The sequence below is a fragment of the Azospirillum sp. A23 genome (genome assembly GCF_042938965.1).
Taxonomy (GTDB): domain Bacteria; phylum Pseudomonadota; class Alphaproteobacteria; order Azospirillales; family Azospirillaceae; genus Azospirillum; species Azospirillum melinis.
The window spans coordinates 48,329-65,136 of sequence record NZ_CP170669.1; the positions used below are offsets into that span (position 1 = coordinate 48,329).

General features: G+C 67.5%; 17 protein-coding genes. 8 read left to right on the top strand and 9 right to left on the bottom strand.

Going from position 1 to position 16,808, the window contains the following annotated elements:
• Positions 1–34 precede the first annotated feature (34 nt).
• Entirely contained in the window at positions 35–973 is a 939-nt protein-coding gene (locus ABNQ40_RS32905) for a LysR family transcriptional regulator (protein WP_109050203.1), read from the top strand.
• Positions 974–1,016: 43 nt separating this feature from the next.
• Here the strand turns inward: ABNQ40_RS32905 and ABNQ40_RS32910 are convergent, their stop codons facing one another.
• Entirely contained in the window at positions 1,017–1,493 is a 477-nt protein-coding gene (locus tag ABNQ40_RS32910; RefSeq protein WP_109050202.1) for an Lrp/AsnC family transcriptional regulator, read from the bottom strand.
• Positions 1,494–1,741: 248 nt separating this feature from the next.
• On the opposite strand from ABNQ40_RS32910, the gene ABNQ40_RS32915 reads away from it, so the two are divergent.
• Positions 1,742–3,067: an FAD-binding oxidoreductase gene (locus ABNQ40_RS32915; RefSeq protein ID WP_109050201.1), complete on the top strand. Its 1,326-nt coding sequence runs from the start codon at positions 1,742–1,744 to the stop codon at positions 3,065–3,067.
• A gap of 29 nt (positions 3,068–3,096) precedes the next feature.
• Here the strand turns inward: ABNQ40_RS32915 and ABNQ40_RS32920 are convergent, their stop codons facing one another.
• The 4 genes from ABNQ40_RS32920 to ABNQ40_RS32935 all read right to left on the bottom strand — a co-directional run bounded on the left by ABNQ40_RS32920 (position 3,097) and on the right by ABNQ40_RS32935 (position 7,698).
• Positions 3,097–3,993 (bottom strand): LysR family transcriptional regulator, encoded by an 897-nt coding sequence (locus ABNQ40_RS32920; RefSeq protein ID WP_109050200.1) that lies wholly within the window; start codon positions 3,991–3,993, stop codon positions 3,097–3,099.
• A gap of 39 nt (positions 3,994–4,032) precedes the next feature.
• Positions 4,033–5,025: a DUF4862 family protein gene (locus tag ABNQ40_RS32925; protein ID WP_109050199.1), complete on the bottom strand. Its 993-nt coding sequence runs from the start codon at positions 5,023–5,025 to the stop codon at positions 4,033–4,035.
• Positions 5,026–5,115: 90 nt separating this feature from the next.
• Positions 5,116–6,516, bottom strand: coding sequence for an MFS transporter (locus ABNQ40_RS32930; protein WP_109050198.1), 1,401 nt, complete (start codon positions 6,514–6,516; stop codon positions 5,116–5,118).
• A 195-nt stretch (positions 6,517–6,711) separates the two neighbouring features.
• Positions 6,712–7,698, bottom strand: a complete 987-nt coding sequence (locus ABNQ40_RS32935; RefSeq protein ID WP_199235342.1) for a 2-hydroxyacid dehydrogenase — start codon at positions 7,696–7,698, stop codon at positions 6,712–6,714.
• 762 nt (positions 7,699–8,460) lie between these two features.
• Here ABNQ40_RS32935 and ABNQ40_RS32940 point away from each other — a divergent pair.
• From ABNQ40_RS32940 to ABNQ40_RS32955, 4 genes are all read left to right on the top strand, one after another.
• Positions 8,461–9,498 carry an L-idonate 5-dehydrogenase gene (locus tag ABNQ40_RS32940; RefSeq protein WP_109050197.1) on the top strand — a complete coding sequence of 346 codons (1,038 nt, stop codon included), beginning with the start codon at positions 8,461–8,463 and terminating at the stop codon, positions 9,496–9,498.
• Positions 9,499–9,555: 57 nt separating this feature from the next.
• Positions 9,556–10,755 (top strand): mandelate racemase/muconate lactonizing enzyme family protein, encoded by a 1,200-nt coding sequence (locus ABNQ40_RS32945; protein ID WP_109050196.1) that lies wholly within the window; start codon positions 9,556–9,558, stop codon positions 10,753–10,755.
• 18 nt (positions 10,756–10,773) lie between these two features.
• The gene (locus ABNQ40_RS32950; protein ID WP_109050195.1) at positions 10,774–11,538 is read left to right on the top strand and encodes an SDR family oxidoreductase; all 765 of its coding nucleotides are present in this window, start codon (positions 10,774–10,776) and stop codon (positions 11,536–11,538) included.
• A 129-nt stretch (positions 11,539–11,667) separates the two neighbouring features.
• Positions 11,668–12,471, top strand: coding sequence for a FadR/GntR family transcriptional regulator (locus ABNQ40_RS32955; protein WP_109050194.1), 804 nt, complete (start codon positions 11,668–11,670; stop codon positions 12,469–12,471).
• Between the two features lie 54 nt (positions 12,472–12,525).
• On the opposite strand, the gene ABNQ40_RS32960 is transcribed toward ABNQ40_RS32955, so the two are convergent.
• From ABNQ40_RS32960 to ABNQ40_RS32970, 3 genes are all read right to left on the bottom strand, one after another.
• Entirely contained in the window at positions 12,526–12,756 is a 231-nt protein-coding gene (locus ABNQ40_RS32960) for a hypothetical protein (protein WP_109490969.1), read from the bottom strand.
• A 107-nt stretch (positions 12,757–12,863) separates the two neighbouring features.
• Positions 12,864–13,439 (bottom strand): TMEM175 family protein, encoded by a 576-nt coding sequence (locus ABNQ40_RS32965; protein ID WP_109050193.1) that lies wholly within the window; start codon positions 13,437–13,439, stop codon positions 12,864–12,866.
• A gap of 86 nt (positions 13,440–13,525) precedes the next feature.
• Positions 13,526–14,224, bottom strand: coding sequence for a pirin family protein (locus ABNQ40_RS32970; protein WP_109050192.1), 699 nt, complete (start codon positions 14,222–14,224; stop codon positions 13,526–13,528).
• 136 nt (positions 14,225–14,360) lie between these two features.
• Here ABNQ40_RS32970 and ABNQ40_RS32975 point away from each other — a divergent pair, with 136 nt between their 5' ends.
• Positions 14,361–15,290: a LysR family transcriptional regulator gene (locus tag ABNQ40_RS32975; RefSeq protein ID WP_109050191.1), complete on the top strand. Its 930-nt coding sequence runs from the start codon at positions 14,361–14,363 to the stop codon at positions 15,288–15,290.
• Positions 15,291–15,320: 30 nt separating this feature from the next.
• Here ABNQ40_RS32975 and ABNQ40_RS32980 read toward each other — a convergent pair whose 3' ends face one another.
• Positions 15,321–16,025, bottom strand: a complete 705-nt coding sequence (locus ABNQ40_RS32980) for a YoaK family protein (protein ID WP_109050190.1) — start codon at positions 16,023–16,025, stop codon at positions 15,321–15,323.
• Positions 16,026–16,234: 209 nt separating this feature from the next.
• Between ABNQ40_RS32980 and ABNQ40_RS32985 the strand changes: the two genes are divergently transcribed.
• A complete protein-coding gene (locus tag ABNQ40_RS32985) occupies positions 16,235–16,642 on the top strand; it encodes a hypothetical protein (protein WP_109050189.1) in 408 nt (135 codons plus the stop codon).
• Positions 16,643–16,808: the final 166 nt, after the last annotated feature.

Sequence of the window (16,808 nt, forward strand, 5' to 3'; positions counted from 1 at the left end):
GAAAGCGGATAAATTGGATGTCACGCTTGAGCGTATGCGCACCTTCGTCCGCGTGGCCGAACGGGGAAGCCTGTCGGCGGTCGCCCGCGAACTGGGTGTCGGCCAGTCGACGGTGACGCGCCATCTGCGGGAACTGGAGACGGCCGTGGGCGTGCCGTTGCTGAGCCGGACGACGCGGCGGGTGACGGTGACGGACGAGGGCAGCCGGTTCCACGCACAGTGCGTGCAGATCCTGCGGCTGGTGGATCTGGCGAGCGAGGAGGCGCGCAGCACCCGCGGCGCGCCGGCCGGCACGATCCGCATCTCCTGTACGGCCGCGCTCGGTGTCCTGCATGTCAGCCGTCTGATCTTCGCGTTCCAGGATCTGTACCCGGACATCGCAATCGACCTCAGCCTCAGCGACGAGCGAATCGATCTCGTCCGCGACGGCGTCGACATTGCGCTTCGTCTCGGACCGCTCAGCGACAGCTCGTTGAAGCTGAAGCCGTTGGGCCAATCGAGGCGCCTGCTGGTGGCGGCGCCCCAGTATCTCGCGGTCAGCGGGGTGCCGACGCATCCGCGGGAGCTGGCGCGGGATCTGGGCACGCACGAAGGCATCCGGATGTCGAACATCGCCGGGAGCGACCTTCTCGTTCTCGAAGGGCGGGGGGAGCGCCACGCACTGCCCTTCGGCGGACGGCTGCAGACGGATCATGGGCTCGCCGCGCGCGAGGCGCTCGTGGCCGGCCGCGGCATCGCTCCCACACATCTTTGGCTTGTCGAGGACCTTCTCGCGGCCGGACGGCTTACGCGGGTGCTGCCGGATTACGCGCCGCCTCCCGTGCCGCTCAGCATGCTGATCGTGCCGGAACGTGCGGGCATCGCGCGTGTCCGGCTGCTGGTCGATTTCCTTGCCGAGCGGATCGCGCAGATCGCCGGGATCGAGACGGGCACCGCCCGCGGCGGGAACCGGCTGGAACCCCCTCTGTGCTAATTCCCGCGCGGCTCGGCGCCTCGCGGTTCGGTGCCGCGCAGAGTCACAACTGAAACAGCGTCGTCAGCGGCATGTGGGCGCGCACGATCGGCGACTTCAGCACGACATAGCTGAAGTATTTGTCGATGCCGATGTCCATGTCGGTCAGCTTTTCCATGATCTCCTGATATTCGCCGATGCCGGAGGTGACGAACTTCAGCATGTAGTCGTAGCCGCCGGAGACCAGATGGCATTCCAGAAGCTGTTCGATCTTCTTGACGGCGGCCAGGAAGCGGGCGAAATCGACCTGCCGGTGGTTCTTCAGCGTCACCTCGGTGAAGACGGTCAGGGTCTGGCCCAGTTTGCTGACATTGATCTGCGCCGTGTAGCCTTCGATGTAGCCTTCCGCCTGGAGCTTCTTGACCCGCATCAGGCAGGGGCTGGGCGACAGATTCACCAGTTCGGCCAACTCGACGTTGGTGATCCGGCCGTTCTTCTGGAGCTGATGCAGAATCTTGATGTCGATGCGGTCCAGCTTCATGGGGAACCCATCCGGTTCGAGGGCGGGAGAGCCGATATAACGGCAGCAGATAATTCTGCCGGGCATGCCGGGGCAGCTTAACACGCGCAGCCCGCCTGTCGACGGCCGAGTGGCTTTCTTTCGGCAGAACAAAGCATCGGGCTATCCGTCATCGACAGAAGATAATGCCGTTCAGTCGCCCAAAGCAGCGCCCGCCGATTCGCGCGCCATGGCTAGATGGTGTCACGCCGAAATCGGAGACCCGCGCCATGCCCGCCCCATTGCAAACCATCCCGTCCTCCCCGAGCCTGCCCGAACAGGCGGATGCCGTCGTGATCGGCGGCGGCATCGTCGGTGTCTGGGCGGCCTATTTCCTGGCCCGGCGCGGGCTGTCGGTGGCGCTGGTGGAAAAGGGACAGGTCGGGGCGGAGCAGTCCAGCCGCAACTGGGGCTGGTGCCGGCAGCAGAACCGCGACGCGCGCGAACTGCCGATGGCGACCAAAAGCCTGGATTTGTGGGAGCGTTTCGCCGCGGAGAGCGGCGAGGACACCGGTTTCTCCCGCTGCGGCCTGCTCTATCTCAGCAACGACGACGGGGAACTGGCGGGCTGGGCGCGCTGGCGCGATTTCGCCCGGACGGTCGGCGTCACCACCCACATGCTGTCCGCCGCCGAAGCCGCCGAGCGCGGCCGGGCGACCGGAAAGCCCTGGAAGGGCGGCGTCTTCTCACCGTCGGACGGCATCGCCGATCCGGCCCGCGCGGCACCCGCGGTGGCAAAGGCGATCATGACGCTGGGCGGCACGGTGCATCAGGGCTGCGCCGCGCGCGGGCTGGAAACCGCCGGCGGACGGGTCTGCGGCGTCGTGACCGAGAAGGGAACGATCCGCACGACGCTGGCGGTTCTGGCGGGTGGAGCCTGGGCGTCCTCCTTCTGCCATCAGATGGGCGTGCGGTTCCCGCTGGCCTCGATCCGCTCGTCGATCCTGTCGGTCGGTCCCAGCCCGTCCGGCCTGCCGGACGCCCTGCACACCGCCGCCGTGTCGATCACCCGGCGCGGCGACGGCGGGCACACGCTGGCCATCAGCGGACGCGGGCGCGTCGACCCGACGCTCCAGCAAATCCGCTTCGCGCCGCAATTCATGCCGATGTTCGCCCGGCGCTGGCGCAGCCTGATGCCCGGCGGGACGGAGGGGATGCGCTCCGGCCACGAGACGCTGCGGCGCTGGCGGCTCGACCGCCCGACGCCGATGGAGCGGGTGCGGGTTCTGGACCCCAGCCCGGACCGCAGCACCATCCGCCTCACCCACGAGCGGGCAACGGCGCTGCTGCCCGGCCTGAAGGGCGCGCCGATCACCGCCGCCTGGGCCGGCTACATCGACAGCACGCCCGACGGCGTTCCGGCCATCGGCGAGGTCGGCAGCCTGCCCGGCCTGATCCTGGCCGCCGGCTTCAGCGGCCATGGCTTCGGCATCGGCCCCGGCGCCGGACACCTGATCGCCGACCTCATCACCGATCAGGCGCCGATCGTCGATCCCAAGCCCTATCACCCCGACCGTTTCGCCGGCTTTTCCGCCGGCAAGGTCGCCGATTTCTGACCGGCAGCAGGGCCGCCCGGCCAAGCGCTTCAGGAGCCGTTCGGCTCAAGGGCGCGGGCGGCCTTGCGAATGCAGTCGCGCATCAGGGCGTGGCTGCCGGACAGCGGGCGCTCCTTGCTGGTCAGGATGGCGATGGGCATGCGGATCCTCGGCCTGAACGGCCGCTGGACGAGACCGGAAAACTGGGTCCAGGGCAGCAGCCCGTCCACCACCGCCACACCGATCCCTTCGCGCACGAAGGGCAGCGCGGTGATCGACAGGTCGATTTCCACCGCCGGGGCATAGACACCGCCCTCGGCCTCCAGCGTTCCGGCCAGCAGCCGGCCGGGCAGCGTGTCGACGCGGTAGGAGATCAGCGTCTCCTCCGCCAGATCGGCGAAGCCCAGTTCGGCCCGTCCGGCCAGCCGGTGCCCCTCGGGCATCAGGCAGACCAGTTCGGCATGCCCAACGGTTTCGACGTCGATGTCGTGATGGGGCATGTCGTCCATCGCCACCCCCAGCAGAACGTCGCCGCTGCGCAGCATGTCGCGGATGTTGGCGATCGGCGCGACCAGGGACCGCACGACGATGTCGGGGTGCGCCTCGCGGAATGCCGTCAACGCCTTGGGCACGATGGACATGGAGGGCGGAGCGGAGGCGGCGAGACGGACCAGACCGGTGCGGCCGTGACGCATGTCGACCGTTCGCCGGCGCAACGCCCCCAGTTCCGAGAAGATCCGCTCGGCCTCCGGATAAAGCTCGTTGGCCTCCTGGGTCGGCACCAGACGCCCGCGCACCCGGTCGAACAGCTTGAACCCCAGCTGATCTTCGGCATGCAGCAGGATCTGGCTCAAGGCCGGTTGGGAAATGTTCAGCATCCCCGCCGCCCCGGTCACCGTTCCACAGCGCATCAGCATGCAGAAGACTTCCAACTGGCGGGCTTGCATTCACGATCCTGGGCTCTGTTCGCCGGCCGACTATAGCGATCAACGAGCCCGAGGGTCGAGCGGTAAGGGCGACGTGCCATCGAGGGCGGCGAGCGTGCCGCGGATTGCGGCGATGCGATCCTTCACCGTGGTTTGCGGCGGCCGCACCGCGACCTTGACGCCGTCATAGAGCAGGCCGCTGCCGGCGGCTTCGAGCGTCGCCGCCACCTTGGACCGGTCCATGACAGAGTCGGGCATCTGCTCGCGGAGCGGCGGATGCACGTCGCTCCAGGCCATGCCGTAAGCGCCATCGCGATCCGTCGCGCCGGAGAACATCACTCCGCGCAGCAAGCCGGCGGAGCGCAGGCGATGCACATGCCGTTCGGGCGCCGTCGCGTCCCGCTCCTCGATTGCCGAGCGGCCCCAGTTCACCGCCATTCCCGTGGGTGTCGGCGACCTTGCCGCAGCAGCGGCCACGGCCTGGATCTCGATGTCGAGGGGAAGCAGGCCCTTCTGCCAGGGCAAGGTCGCGGTGCGGGCATCGCAATGTTCGAGGACGACGGCGATGCCACCCCAGTCCCACGCCAGAATCTCGCACAGCGACCGCTCCAATGCCTCTCCACCCAGCCCGGCATCGGCCTGCGCCAGCGTCGGAAACGAATGAAGCTCGACGGCGACGATGCGCTGTCCGCGCGCCAGGTAATCCAGGGCGGCCTCGCGGGCCGACGCGACCAGTTGGACCGCCCGCTCACGCCCGCCGGGATCGGGGGAGGCCAAGCCGACGGACGGAGCCCTGGCGGCCATCGTTGCCGCAGCCCCGATCAGGGTCAGCACATGCCCTCCCCGATTGCCGGGCCTATCGGACCCAAGCGCATCGGCCAGAAGCGGGGCATCCTGCTCCCAGCCGGGCGCGCCCCAGGAAATCTCCAGGCCGTCGACACCGGGAAGAGAGAGAACCTCCTCCAGAAACGCCCTGCGCTCATGAGCCTCATCCGGCTGGGCGGCATAGGCGCCGACGACGCGGAGGGGCTTGTCACGATGCTCGGTGGTCATGGCTGTCGCCCCTTCTCTCTCATGGGCAGTTTTTCACGGGTGCGGGGGGCGCAACCCCGGATCGCGCCCCCGCACCGGCTGTCGCAGGGTTCAGGCGCGGCCGGCGGAAGACCGGGCTTCGCCCCATTCGGCATCCGTCGGCGTGTTCAGGTCACGGTCGAGGGTTTCGGGCAGCGAGTAGGTGGCCAGGAACGACACCAGCATGGTGACGGCCATGTAGATCGCGACCGGAACCCAGGAATTGCCGTACCAGGCAAGCAGCGAGGCGCACAGCAGCGGGGCGATGCCGCCGCCGATGATCGACGAGAACTCCCGCCCCAGGGTCACGCCGGCATAGCGGTAGCGGCTGCCGAAGATCTCGGGGAAGAAGCTCATGTGCACGCCGGTCACGCCCTGGGCGGCGACCATGTAGCCGAACACGATGATGGCGGTGATCAGGACCGGCGAGCCGGTGTTGAGGCCGGGGAAGACCAGGAACGGCGTGACGACGAGGATCCCGGTCAGCACCAGCGTCATCCGCCGGCGTCCGAAACGGTCGGACAGGCTGCCCGTCAGGAAGGCGGCGAAGGACGCGGCGATGGCGGCGGCAAGCTGGACCGGCGGAACGAAGTGCGTGTCGACCCCCACCACATTGATCAGGTAGGAGATCATGAAGACCTGATAGGTGTAGGACTGGGTGGACACGCCCCAGTTCATCAGGATGACCTTGATGACGTTCTTCTTGCCATGCTTCGCGACGACGCGGAGCGGAGCCTGGTTCTTGACGTCCACCTTCTTCTTGAGTTCGAGGAACACCGGGCTTTCGGCGAGCTTCAGCCGGATGACGAAGGCGGCGACGGTGACGACGATGCTGCTCCAGAAGATCGCGCGCCAGCCCCAGCTCATCAGCGCTTCGTTGGGAAGCTGCTGTGCGCCGATCCAGGCGATGGCTCCCAATGCGGTGCCGAAGGCGGCGCCCACCATGATCAGCGACGACAGCCGTCCGCGCTGGCCCAGCGGGGCCGTTTCGGTCAGCAGCGTGGCGCCGCCCGACTGCTCGGCGCCCGCGCCGAAGCCCTGGAAGAAGCGGCAGAGCACCAGCAGCAGCGGCGCCCAGACGCCCGCCGTCTCATAGGTCGGCAGGCAGCCGATGGCGAAGGTCGCCCCGCCCATCAGGAACAGGGTGGTGACCAGCACCCATTTGCGGCCGAACTTCTCGCCGTAATGCGAGAAGAAGAGGCCGCCGAGCGGCCGTGCGAGGAAACCGATCGCATAGGCGCCGAAGGCGGCGATGATGCCGGCCGCCGGGGAGATCGTCGGGAAGAACAGCTTGCTGAAGATCAGGGCCGACGCGGTGCCGTAGATCACGAAATCGTAATTCTCGAGCATCGTGCCGATGAGGCCCGCCAGCGCGGCGCGGCGCACATTCCTGGCGTCGGCAGGCACGTCGGCGGGAGCGTCTGCCTGGGCGATCCGTTCGGTTTCCGCGATGGAGCTGGATATCTGAGACATGTCCTGCTTCCTTCATCAACCACCGCAGCGGTGGAGCAATGGGCGTGCGCGGCCTGAACCGCGCGATGAGGAGCCGCGCGATGAGGGGCGCGATCGTGAGGGTGCCGGCGATGGACAAACCGGCCGGTATGGCGCCAGCGGATAGGCGCGTCCGGGCTTGCCGCCGGGCAAGCCCGCGACGGTGTCAGCCGGCGTTCAGCGGGGGCTGACCGGATTGCGCAGCGGCTCTCCCGCCGCCAGCCGGGCGATGTTCGCGGCGACATCGCGCACGCGGCCCTGGAAGGTCTGGGTGGTGACGCCGGAGATGTGCGGCGTCATCAGAATGTTGTCGAGCGTGTCGAAGGGCAGCGCCGCCGGCTGGGCATGGGCGCCGCCGGTCGGGTACTGGTACCACACGTCGATGACGGCACCGCCGATGCGGCGTTCCTTCAATGCGTCGTAAAGCGCCTCGGGATCGACCAGCGGGCCGCGGCTGACATTGACCAGCAGGGCATCGGGCTTCATCGCCGCAAGCTGTGCCTTGCCGATGAGGTGGCGCGTCTCCGGCAACAGCGGCAGGCACAGCACGACGATATCGCTTTCCGCGAGCAGGCGGTCGAGACCGTCGGTGCCGGCGACCCAGTTCAACCCCTCCCCTTCGGCCCTGGCGGGCCGTGAGGTGACGGCGACGCCGGAGGCGCCGAACGCCCGCATCAGCCGCCAGACATGCGATCCGATGTGACCGTACCCGACGATGCCGACGGTGGCACCGGCCAACGACCCCAATTGAGAGCGCTGCGATTCGTAGACGGAGGAATCCCAGTGCCCCCGGCGCAGTTCGCGGTCCTGCTGCAAAAGCTGGCGGCGCATGACGACGCTGGTCGCCGCCACATATTCGGCAATCGAGGATTCGTGGCAGAACGTGTTGGCGCACAGCACGCCATCGGGCAGCGCCTTGCCATCGATGCCGTCATAGCCGGCACCGCCGACATGGACCAGCCGCAGGCTGTCGGCGGCGGCCCCCATCGCAGCGGTGAAGCGCGGACCGACGAAGACGTCGGCGCCCGGCAGGTCGGCGGCGATTGCCGCCTCGTCGAAGGCGGGATGCCAGGACACGACGGTACCTGCGGGAAGCTGCGCCTCCATCAAGGCGCGGTGGGGCAGGAAGTTTGCGTCGGCAATGACCACGCGGAGGGGGGACATGGGCGGAGCGGCGCCCCCGCCGACCTGCGATTTCCCCTTGGGCATAGCACTCATGGTTCCCCCTCGATGGTGTTCCCGCCGGCTTCCGCAGCGACGGAGCGCTGCGGCCAGCGGAATGGATTGATTGCCCGACCGGATCCGATGCCCTGCTCCGGTCCGCTCACGCTCCGGCCGGATGCTTCATGCTTCTTATCGCGGGCGGCGGCGCAAGGCACCCCATGCCGCCCCGAATCCTGAAGGCACCTGCCGAGCTGGCCCCCGAAAATTGGGCAATTGGTACACTGGTCTTCTATTCCAGTGGATAGTGCACCGGGCGAGGGCCTGTCAACTGCATAACGCTGGATGCACAAAATGTTTTGTTAACGTGCGACCGACGGTCGCAGGGCAACGCCTTGACTTCCCGGGCCTTCATGGACCGAGCACCACGGCCCGACGGGGTTTTCCGCTTGGACGCCCATGCCCATCCCGTTGATGGAACGTCATATTTTTCCTGACACCCCCGGCACGCCGGCAATCGCCGCTGCCCTATGCCAACGACGCCTGCCGCAAGTCCGAACACGCCGTGTTGACAAGTGCGTGCGACCAGCATAATCATCGAACCAGAAGACCAATTTGCACATTGGTCCATTTTACCGGATCCGCGCCACCGCCGCTGCCGGGCACCTTGGCAAAGCACGAGGCGCCCGCGGGCCGGACAATCGGACCGCATCCCACACGGACAAGAGGCGCGACGGCGCGCCGTTACCTTTCAGGAGAGACCAGATGCGCGGCTGTGTTCTGCATGGACAAAAGGACCTTCGCCTTGAAACGCTCGACGAACCGGCCCTGAAGCCGGGAGAGGTCCGCGTCAGGATCGCCGCCGGCGGCATCTGCGGCTCGGATCTCCATTATTTCTTCGAAGGCCGCGTCGGCGATTTCAACGTCCGGGAACCGATGGTCCTGGGCCACGAGATCAGCGGCGATGTCGTCGAGGTCGGCCCCGACGTCACCCGGACCAAAATCGGCGACCGCGTCGCCGTCAACCCCGGCAAGCCGTGCCGGACCTGCCCGCACTGCCTGGCCGGCCGGGAAAATCTCTGCGCCAACATGATCTTCTTCGGCAGCGCCTCGCGCTTCCCCCATGTCCAGGGCGCCTTCCGTGAAACGCTGGTGGTGCGTGACTTTCAGTGCTTCCCGGTGCCGGCCGACACGAAGCACACCAATCTGGTCTTCGCCGAGCCCTTCGCCGTCGCCCTCCATGCGGTGGCACAGGCCGGCAGCCTGCTCGGGCGGCGCGTGCTGATCACCGGCGCCGGGCCGATCGGCTGCCTGATCGCCGTCGCCGCGCGCCGGGCGGGGGCGGAACACATCACCATCACCGACCTGTCCGACAAACCGCTGGAAATCGCCGCCCGGATCGGCGCCGATGAAACCGTCAACGTCCTTGCCGACAGCGAAACCCCCAACGGCTGGCAGGCCGACCGCGGCTGCTTCGACGTCTGCTTCGAAGCGTCGGGCAGCGCCAGGGCGGTGGAGACCTGCGTGCTGAGCACCCGCCCCGGCGGCGCCGTCGTCCAGGTCGGCATGCTGGCGCCCGGCCTCACCCCGATCCCGCTGAACCGGCTGCTCGCGAAGGAAGTGACGTTCAAGACCTCGTTCCGCTTCCACGAGGAATTCGCCTGGGCGGTGTCCGCCCTGACCACCGGCGGCGTCGACCTGTCGCCGCTGGCCACGGCGCAGTTCCCGTTCGAGGCGGCGGCCGACGCATTCGCCGCGGCGCATGACCGCAACAGCAACATGAAGGTTCAGATCGTCTTCTGATCCGGCGGCGCCGTGCCGCGGCACGGCGCAAGCCCACCCCTCCCTTGCGAGCGCTCCATGAAAATCACGCAGCTGGAAACACTGAGGACGGACGAGTTCTCCAACGTCGTCTGGGTCCGCGTCCACACCGATGCCGGCATCGTCGGCCTTGGCGAGACCTTCTACGGCGCCGGCTCGGTCGAGGCGCACATCCATGACGTGCTGGCCGCCCGCCTGCTCGGCAAGGACCCGCTGCGCATCGAGGCCCATGCCCGCGAGCTGGTGAATCTGCCGATGGCGCAGTCCTCGACCGGCGCCGAATACCGCGCCGCATCGGCCATCGACCTCGCATTGTGGGACATTCTCGGCAAGGTCTGCGGCCAGCCGGTGCACCAGATGCTGGGCGGCCTCTGCCACGACCGGGTGCCGGTCTACAACACCTGCGCCGGCTACGGCTATGTGCGCTCCAACAAGATCAAGCCGGTCGACACCTGGAACCTGGGCTCCAGCGAGGGGCCGTACGAGGATCTGAACGGCTTCATGAGCGATGCCGGCCGGCTGGCGGAAAGCCTGCTGGAACAGGGCATCACCGGCATGAAGATCTGGCCGTTCGATCCGGCCGCCATCGCCAACGACGGCCGTTTCATCACCGCCGAGCAGATGAAGCGCGCGGTCGAACCGTTCGAGAAGATCCGCAAGGCGGTCGGCGACCGCATGCAGATCATGGTGGAGTTCCACTGCCTGTGGAACCTGCCGACCGTCAAGAAGATCGCCCGCGTCCTGGAGGACTACGATCCCACCTGGTACGAGGATCCGATCCGCATGAACTCGGTCAATGCGCTGACCGAGCTGGCCGCCTCGACCAGCGTGCCGATCTGCGCCTCGGAAACGCTGGGATCGCGCTTCCCCTACAAGGACATGCTGGAATCCGGCGCCATCGGCGTGGTGATGACCGATCTGGTGTGGACCGGCGGCCTCACCGAGGGCCGCAAGATCGCCTCGCTCGCCGACACCTACCATCGCCCCTACGCCCCGCACGACTGCACCGGCCCGGTCGCCTATGTCGCCGCGGTCCACTCCTCGCTGTCGAACCCGAACACGCTGATCCAGGAGTCGGTGCGGGCCTTCTACACCGGCTGGTATGCGGAACTCGTCACCGAGGTCCCCCGCATCGTCGACGGCCATGTCCTGCCGATGGAAGGGCCGGGGCTCGGCACCGAACTGCTGCCGGCCGTCTTCGAGCGTCCCGATCTGCGCGTTCGCCGCACAAGCCTCTAACCGGAAGACTCAACCATCATGACCACCATGTTCGATCTGAGCGGGAAGACCGCCCTTGTCACCGGATCGGCCCGCGGGCTGGGCAACGCCATCGCCGAAGGGCTGGCCGAGGCCGGTGCCGCGATCATCCTCAGCGACATCAACCCCAATTCCCTTGCCGATGCCGCCGCCAGGGCGCGCGACAAGGGCTATACCGTCCATGAATCCGCCTTCGACGTGACGGACGAGGACGCCGTGGCGAAGGCTTTCGCCCAATTCGACGAGCAGGGCATTTCCGTCGATATCCTGGTCAACAACGCCGGCATCCAGATCCGCAGCCCGCTGGTCGATTTCCCGGTGGCGGACTTCCGCAAGGTCATCGACACCAATCTGACCAGCGCCTTCCTCGTCGGGCGCGAGGCCGGCCGCCGCATGGTCGCGCGACGGGCGGGCAAGATCATCAACATCGGCTCGCTGACCAGCGAGCAGGCCCGCGTCACCGTGGCGCCCTATGCCGCCGCCAAGGGCGGCATCCGCCTGCTCACCAAATCGATGACCGCGGAATGGGCGGAGTTCAACGTCCAGATCAACGCCATCGGTCCGGGCTACATCGTCACCGAGATGAACAAGCCGCTGATCGAGAACGAGGAGTTCGACGGCTGGGTGAAGAAGCGCACGCCCGCACGCCGCTGGGGCAACCCGGCGGATCTGGTCGGCACCGCGGTGTTCCTCGCCTCGCCGGCATCCGATTTCGTCAATGGACAGCTGATCTTCGTCGATGGCGGCATCATGGCCGTCTACTGATCCTCCGATCTTCCCTCCCGCCGGGTGGAGACGCCCGGCGGGGGCCTGCGATTGACTCGGCCGTCAAGGATGCCTAAACAACTGGAGTGATCGTAAACCAGCGAACCAGTTCGGTGATCGGAGAGCGGCATGGATGATCCTGATTTCGACGTCTCCCGCCACTTTCAGAAGATCAAGATCCGGCGTCCGCCCGACATCATCATCGAGCAGATCAGCGACCTGATCGCCCGCCGGATCATCAAGGCCGGCCAGAAACTGCCGGCCGAACGGGTGCTGGCGGAGCGTTTCGACGTCAGCCGCGGCACGGTCCGGGAGGCATTGCGCCGCCTGGAGTTCTTCGGGATCGTCCGCACATCGCCGCAGAGCGGGACGGTGGTGGAAAATCTCAGCGAGCATGTGCTGATCGGCCTGATCAGCAACATCCTGAACGCCGGCGACACCAGCCCGGAGATGCTGATCGAGGTGCGCGGCGCGCTGGAGGCATTGTCCGCCCGGCTGGCGACCGAACGCGCCCATGGCGCCCAGATCGCCGAAATCCGCAAGGCACAGCAGCGCATGCGCGAGCAGGCCGAGGCCAACGCCTACACGCTGGAAGAGGATCTCCTGTTCCATCTCAAGGTTGCCGAAGCGACCAACAACAACCTGCTCCGCTCACTGATCGCCCTGATGGGACCGGACGTGCTCCGCTTCTCGCACCAGCACGCCACCTACAAGGACGGCCGCATGCATGCCGCGGCCAACGAGCATGATGCGATCATCGCGGCCATCGAAAGCGGCAAGCCCGACGAAGCCGAAAAGCTGATGAAGCAGCATATCGACAAGTCCTATGAGCATTACCGCCGCGACGGCAACACCGACGCCACGCTGGCCGACGACGATGCGGAGTCCGGGAAGCCGGTCCGCAAGCGGCGCTCCAAGGCCACGGCCCTGTGAAGGCAGGCTTGTGAAGGGGGGCGGCCGGACCGTCCGCGCGCAGGATCGACGCCGTCAGAACAGCGGGAGCTGGACGCGGCCGCCGTCGTCCGCATGGGCTTTCGCGGCACGCAACGCGGCATCCTGGGCACCGGCCATGGTGCGCGCGGTTCCGGAGCGGACCTGCTCGCCGGCGACGGTGACGACCCACGCCCACATCTCCGGCCCCCGCCAGATCACGGCGAGGTCGCACCCGTGAACCCGCGTCACCGCGTGCCGAATCGTCCAGTCCGTCTGTGTTGGCATGCCGGCGTCCCCATCAGTTTCGGCATGCTGTAGCACAGGGTCGGGGGAGCCAGCCAGCACCGGTCCGCAGCCCATCGGTGTCTGCCGGTGTCGGCGCCGATTTTCCGTCACTCCTCCACGATGCGTTCGATCCGCCGGTCCGGCACCAGCCACAGCAGGATCACCAGGATGTAGAGGGCGACGGACAGCCACTGCAAAACGAAGGCCAGCGGGATGGCCAGGGCATACAGCCCCAGGCTGATCTTGCCCTTCAGGTCGGTCCCGACCGCCCGTGCCACCACCGACTCGCGCCCGCCGCAGGCGATGATCGCGCGTTCGGTCAGGCTGTAGCCGACGGCCGCCATGCCGAGCACGACGCCGTAGGATGCCGTCGCCACCGGCGAGAAGTCGCTGGCATCGAGCCAGCGGATGACGAAGGGGACCAGCGACAGCCAGAACAGCAGGAACAGGTTGGCCCACAGCACCCGCCCGTCGATGCGCGTGGTGGCTTGCAACAGATGGTGATGGTTGTTCCAGTAGAGCCCGACATTGATGAAGGACAGCACATAGGCCAGCAGGATGGGGACACGCTCCGCCAGGGCGGCGAGGCTGCCATCCTCCGGCACCTTCAACTCCAGCACCATGATGGTGATGGCGATCGCCACCACGCCATCGGTGAACGCTTCCAGCCGGCCGGCCTTCATGCTCCGAACTCCTGTCTTTGCGGAGGACGCCGTACCGGGGCGGCAAAGCCCCGGCACGAAATCGCCCCGGTACGAAATCGGTCTCGTCAGGCCGCATCCACCATGACGATTTCGCTGTCCTCCAGCGCCGTCACCGTCAGGGTGTCCAGATCGGCGATGGCCGCACCGTCGCGGGCATTCACCCGCACCCCGTCGATCTCGACGGCACCGCTGGCCGGGACCAGATACGCGCGGCGGTCCTTGCCGAGCGGGTAGGTCGCCGTCTCGCCGGCCTTCAGCGTCGCCCCCAGCACGCGGGCGTCGGTGCGGATCGGCAGGGCGTCGCCGTCATCGGAGTAGCCCGACGCCAGGGTGACGAAATGGCCGCTGCGGTCGCCCTTGGGGAAGGGCTTGCTGCCCCAGCCCGGCTTCTCGCCGCTGCGCGTCGGCATGATCCAGATCTGGAAGATGCGGGTGGTGACATCCTCCAGATTGTATTCGGAATGCGCGATGCCGGTGCCGGCGGACATCACCTGGACGTCGCCCGCCTCGGTACGGCCCTTGTTGCCCAGATTGTCCTGGTGGGTGATGGCGCCCTCACGGACATAGGTGACGATCTCCATGTCGCGGTGCGGATGCGTCGGGAAACCGGTGCGGGGGGCGATGGTGTCGTCGTTCCAGACGCGCAGGTTGCCCCAGTTCATCCGCTTGCGGTCATGGTAGTTGGCGAAGGAGAAGTGGTGCTTGGCATCCAGCCAGCCGTGGTTCTCGCCGCCCAGGCTCTCGAAGGGACGCAGTTCGATCATGGTCCGTCTCCTGATTGTGCGACCGATGGGTCCTTGCCGCATCGGCCGCCGTGTTTCGCTTGAGAGGACAATAGCGCTGGTCTCCTTTCAGGTTTACCCCTATAAAACGCCGCAAGATGTTCAAGAAAGTTGAACGATGAGCAGCGTCGGCACCCCCAGCTTCGACCAACTCAGCATCTTCCTCGCCGTGGTGGATGCCGGCAGCTTCGCCGGGGCGGGACGGCGGCTGAACCGGGCGGTCTCCGTCGTCAGCTACGGCATCGCCAACCTCGAAGCCCAGCTCGGCCTGGCCCTGTTCGACCGCGAAGGGTCGCGCAAGCCGGCGCTGACCGCCGCCGGGCGGGCGCTGCTCGTCGAAGCCCGGACGATTGCACAGGCGATGGACGGCTTGCGCGCGAAGGTGCGGGGCCTGCACGAGGGGCTGGAAGCGGAGGTCGATCTCGCCGTCGACGTGATGCTGCCGGCCGACCGTCTGGGCCGGGTGCTGCGGGACTTCGCGCGCAGCCATCCGACGGTTTCGCTGCGCCTGCATGTCGAAACTCTGGGCGCGGTCGCCGCCCTGGTGCTCGACCGCCGGGCGGTGCTCGGCATTTCCGGCCCGGTGGCGGCCGGCATGGACGGGCTGGACCGGACGACCGCCGGATCGGTGCCGATGGTGCCGGTCGCCGCCCCCGACCATCCGCTGGGCCGCATGGCGCAGATCGCCCCCGGCGCCGGACGCGACCATGTGCAGCTGGTCCTCACCGACCGGTCGCGTGCCACCGAGGGACAGGATTTCTCGGTGATGAGTCCGCGCACATGGCGGCTCGCCGACCTGGGCGCCAAGCACGCGCTGCTGCGCGAAGGAATCGGCTGGGGCAACATGCCGCTGCCGATGGTCGAGCCCGATCTGGTCGCCGGCACCCTGGTGCGGCTCGCCATGCCCGACCATCCGGGCGGCACCTATCGCTTCTCCGGCGTCTGGCGGCGCGACACGCCGCCCGGCCCGGCCGCCTCCTGGCTGCTCGCCCAGTTCGTGCAGTCAGGAGCCGGCGACCGTGAGGAAGACGGCTTCACCGACCTCTGACGGATTGTTCCCGGTATCGCCGCACCGGCATCAGGCCGCAACCGGTGCGGTCGAGGCCGGGTGAAGCGCGCAGAACGCGGTGCCTGCCAGCACCAGCGCGCCGACGACAACCAGGGGCAACACCAGCCCGCTCTGCATGACCATGACGGCGCCGAGCGCGGCACCGAGGAAGATCGCCGCCACGCTGGCCATCCGGCGTCGCGCATTGGTGTTCGCCCCGCCGGCAAGGGCGGAATCGGCGGCCAATCCGGTCAGGGTCAGGGTGAGGACCGTCGTCGTCAGATCGGGAACCTTCATCTGCCGGACCGTGGCGTTGCGGAATCCCATGGCGAAACCGGTCAGGACGATGATCGCATAGAGGGCGGCCGCCGGAGCCTGCGTCCCGACATCGAAGCCCGCGGCGACGGCAGCGGCGATCCAGAACAGGGCCGTTTCGAACAGGGCGGCGGTCAGCAGCCAATGCCGCATCGGCCGGCCGGCGAATGTCCTGCCGAGCCGGCCGGCGATCAGGGCGCCGGTCAGGAAGGACAGCAGCGCCGCCACCGCCGGCAGAACCCGGAAGCCCGGCGTACCGACGACGGCGAAGCCGAGAAAGACGATGTTGCCGGTCATGTTGGCGGTGAAGACCTTGCCCAGGCCGAGCACGCTGACGGCATCGACGAGCCCCGTCGTCACCGACAGCAGCAGCAGCAGGATGGGCAGTGGGGAGGTGCCGGGTACGGCCGGTGCGGACATGGCTGTCGCTTCCTGCGGTTTCTTCGGGTGAAGGGGTTAGTATCGGCGACGGCGGCCGGCATGGTCTTGTCGCATCGGCACGAAGTTGGACCATTCTGGACCTCCCGGCAGGTCTGGCCGCAGGTCTGGCCGCATGGCGAACAGCCTCGACAGGATGGACGGATGGGTTAGGCTGCCGGAACTCCCGGTCGTCACCAGCCGTCATCCCCATGAACAGCAGCGCCATCCGCTTTTCGGACTCACAGCTGGAAGAGCGCCGCCCGGTCTGGGAAGCGTTGTCGACGATGTATCTGGACACGGACGTTGCGCTGTCCCGCGCATGGCGGGTGCAGGTTCTTTCGGCCTCGCCCTACAGCCTGGAGGAGATGGACGCCATCCTTCGCGAGGAAATCCACCCCGTCTGCTTTTCGAACCTGCTCCAGCCTGCCGGTGAATGGGCCGGCTTCGATCCCGCCATGCTTGAGCTGGCGATCCGAGGTCGCCGGACGCGCTGGCGCTCCAGGCTGCTGGCGAGGCTCAGCCAGGCCCTGCCGGGGTGCTTCCCGAGGGAGGAATGGACGGTCACGCGCCGCGAGATCGCCTGCCGGCGCAGCCGGCGCAGGGCATCGCAGACGTGAGGGGCACCATGCAGCCGCGCACGGGTGAGGCCGGGCACGCCGCATCACGGCGTCGTCCTGATATCGGATAATGTATCGCAGACGCTACACAATCGGCATCTAACGTACTATCTATGAGACGCAAACCGGCCCGGCCCGAGGCTTCGCTCCGATCTGCATAACGTCT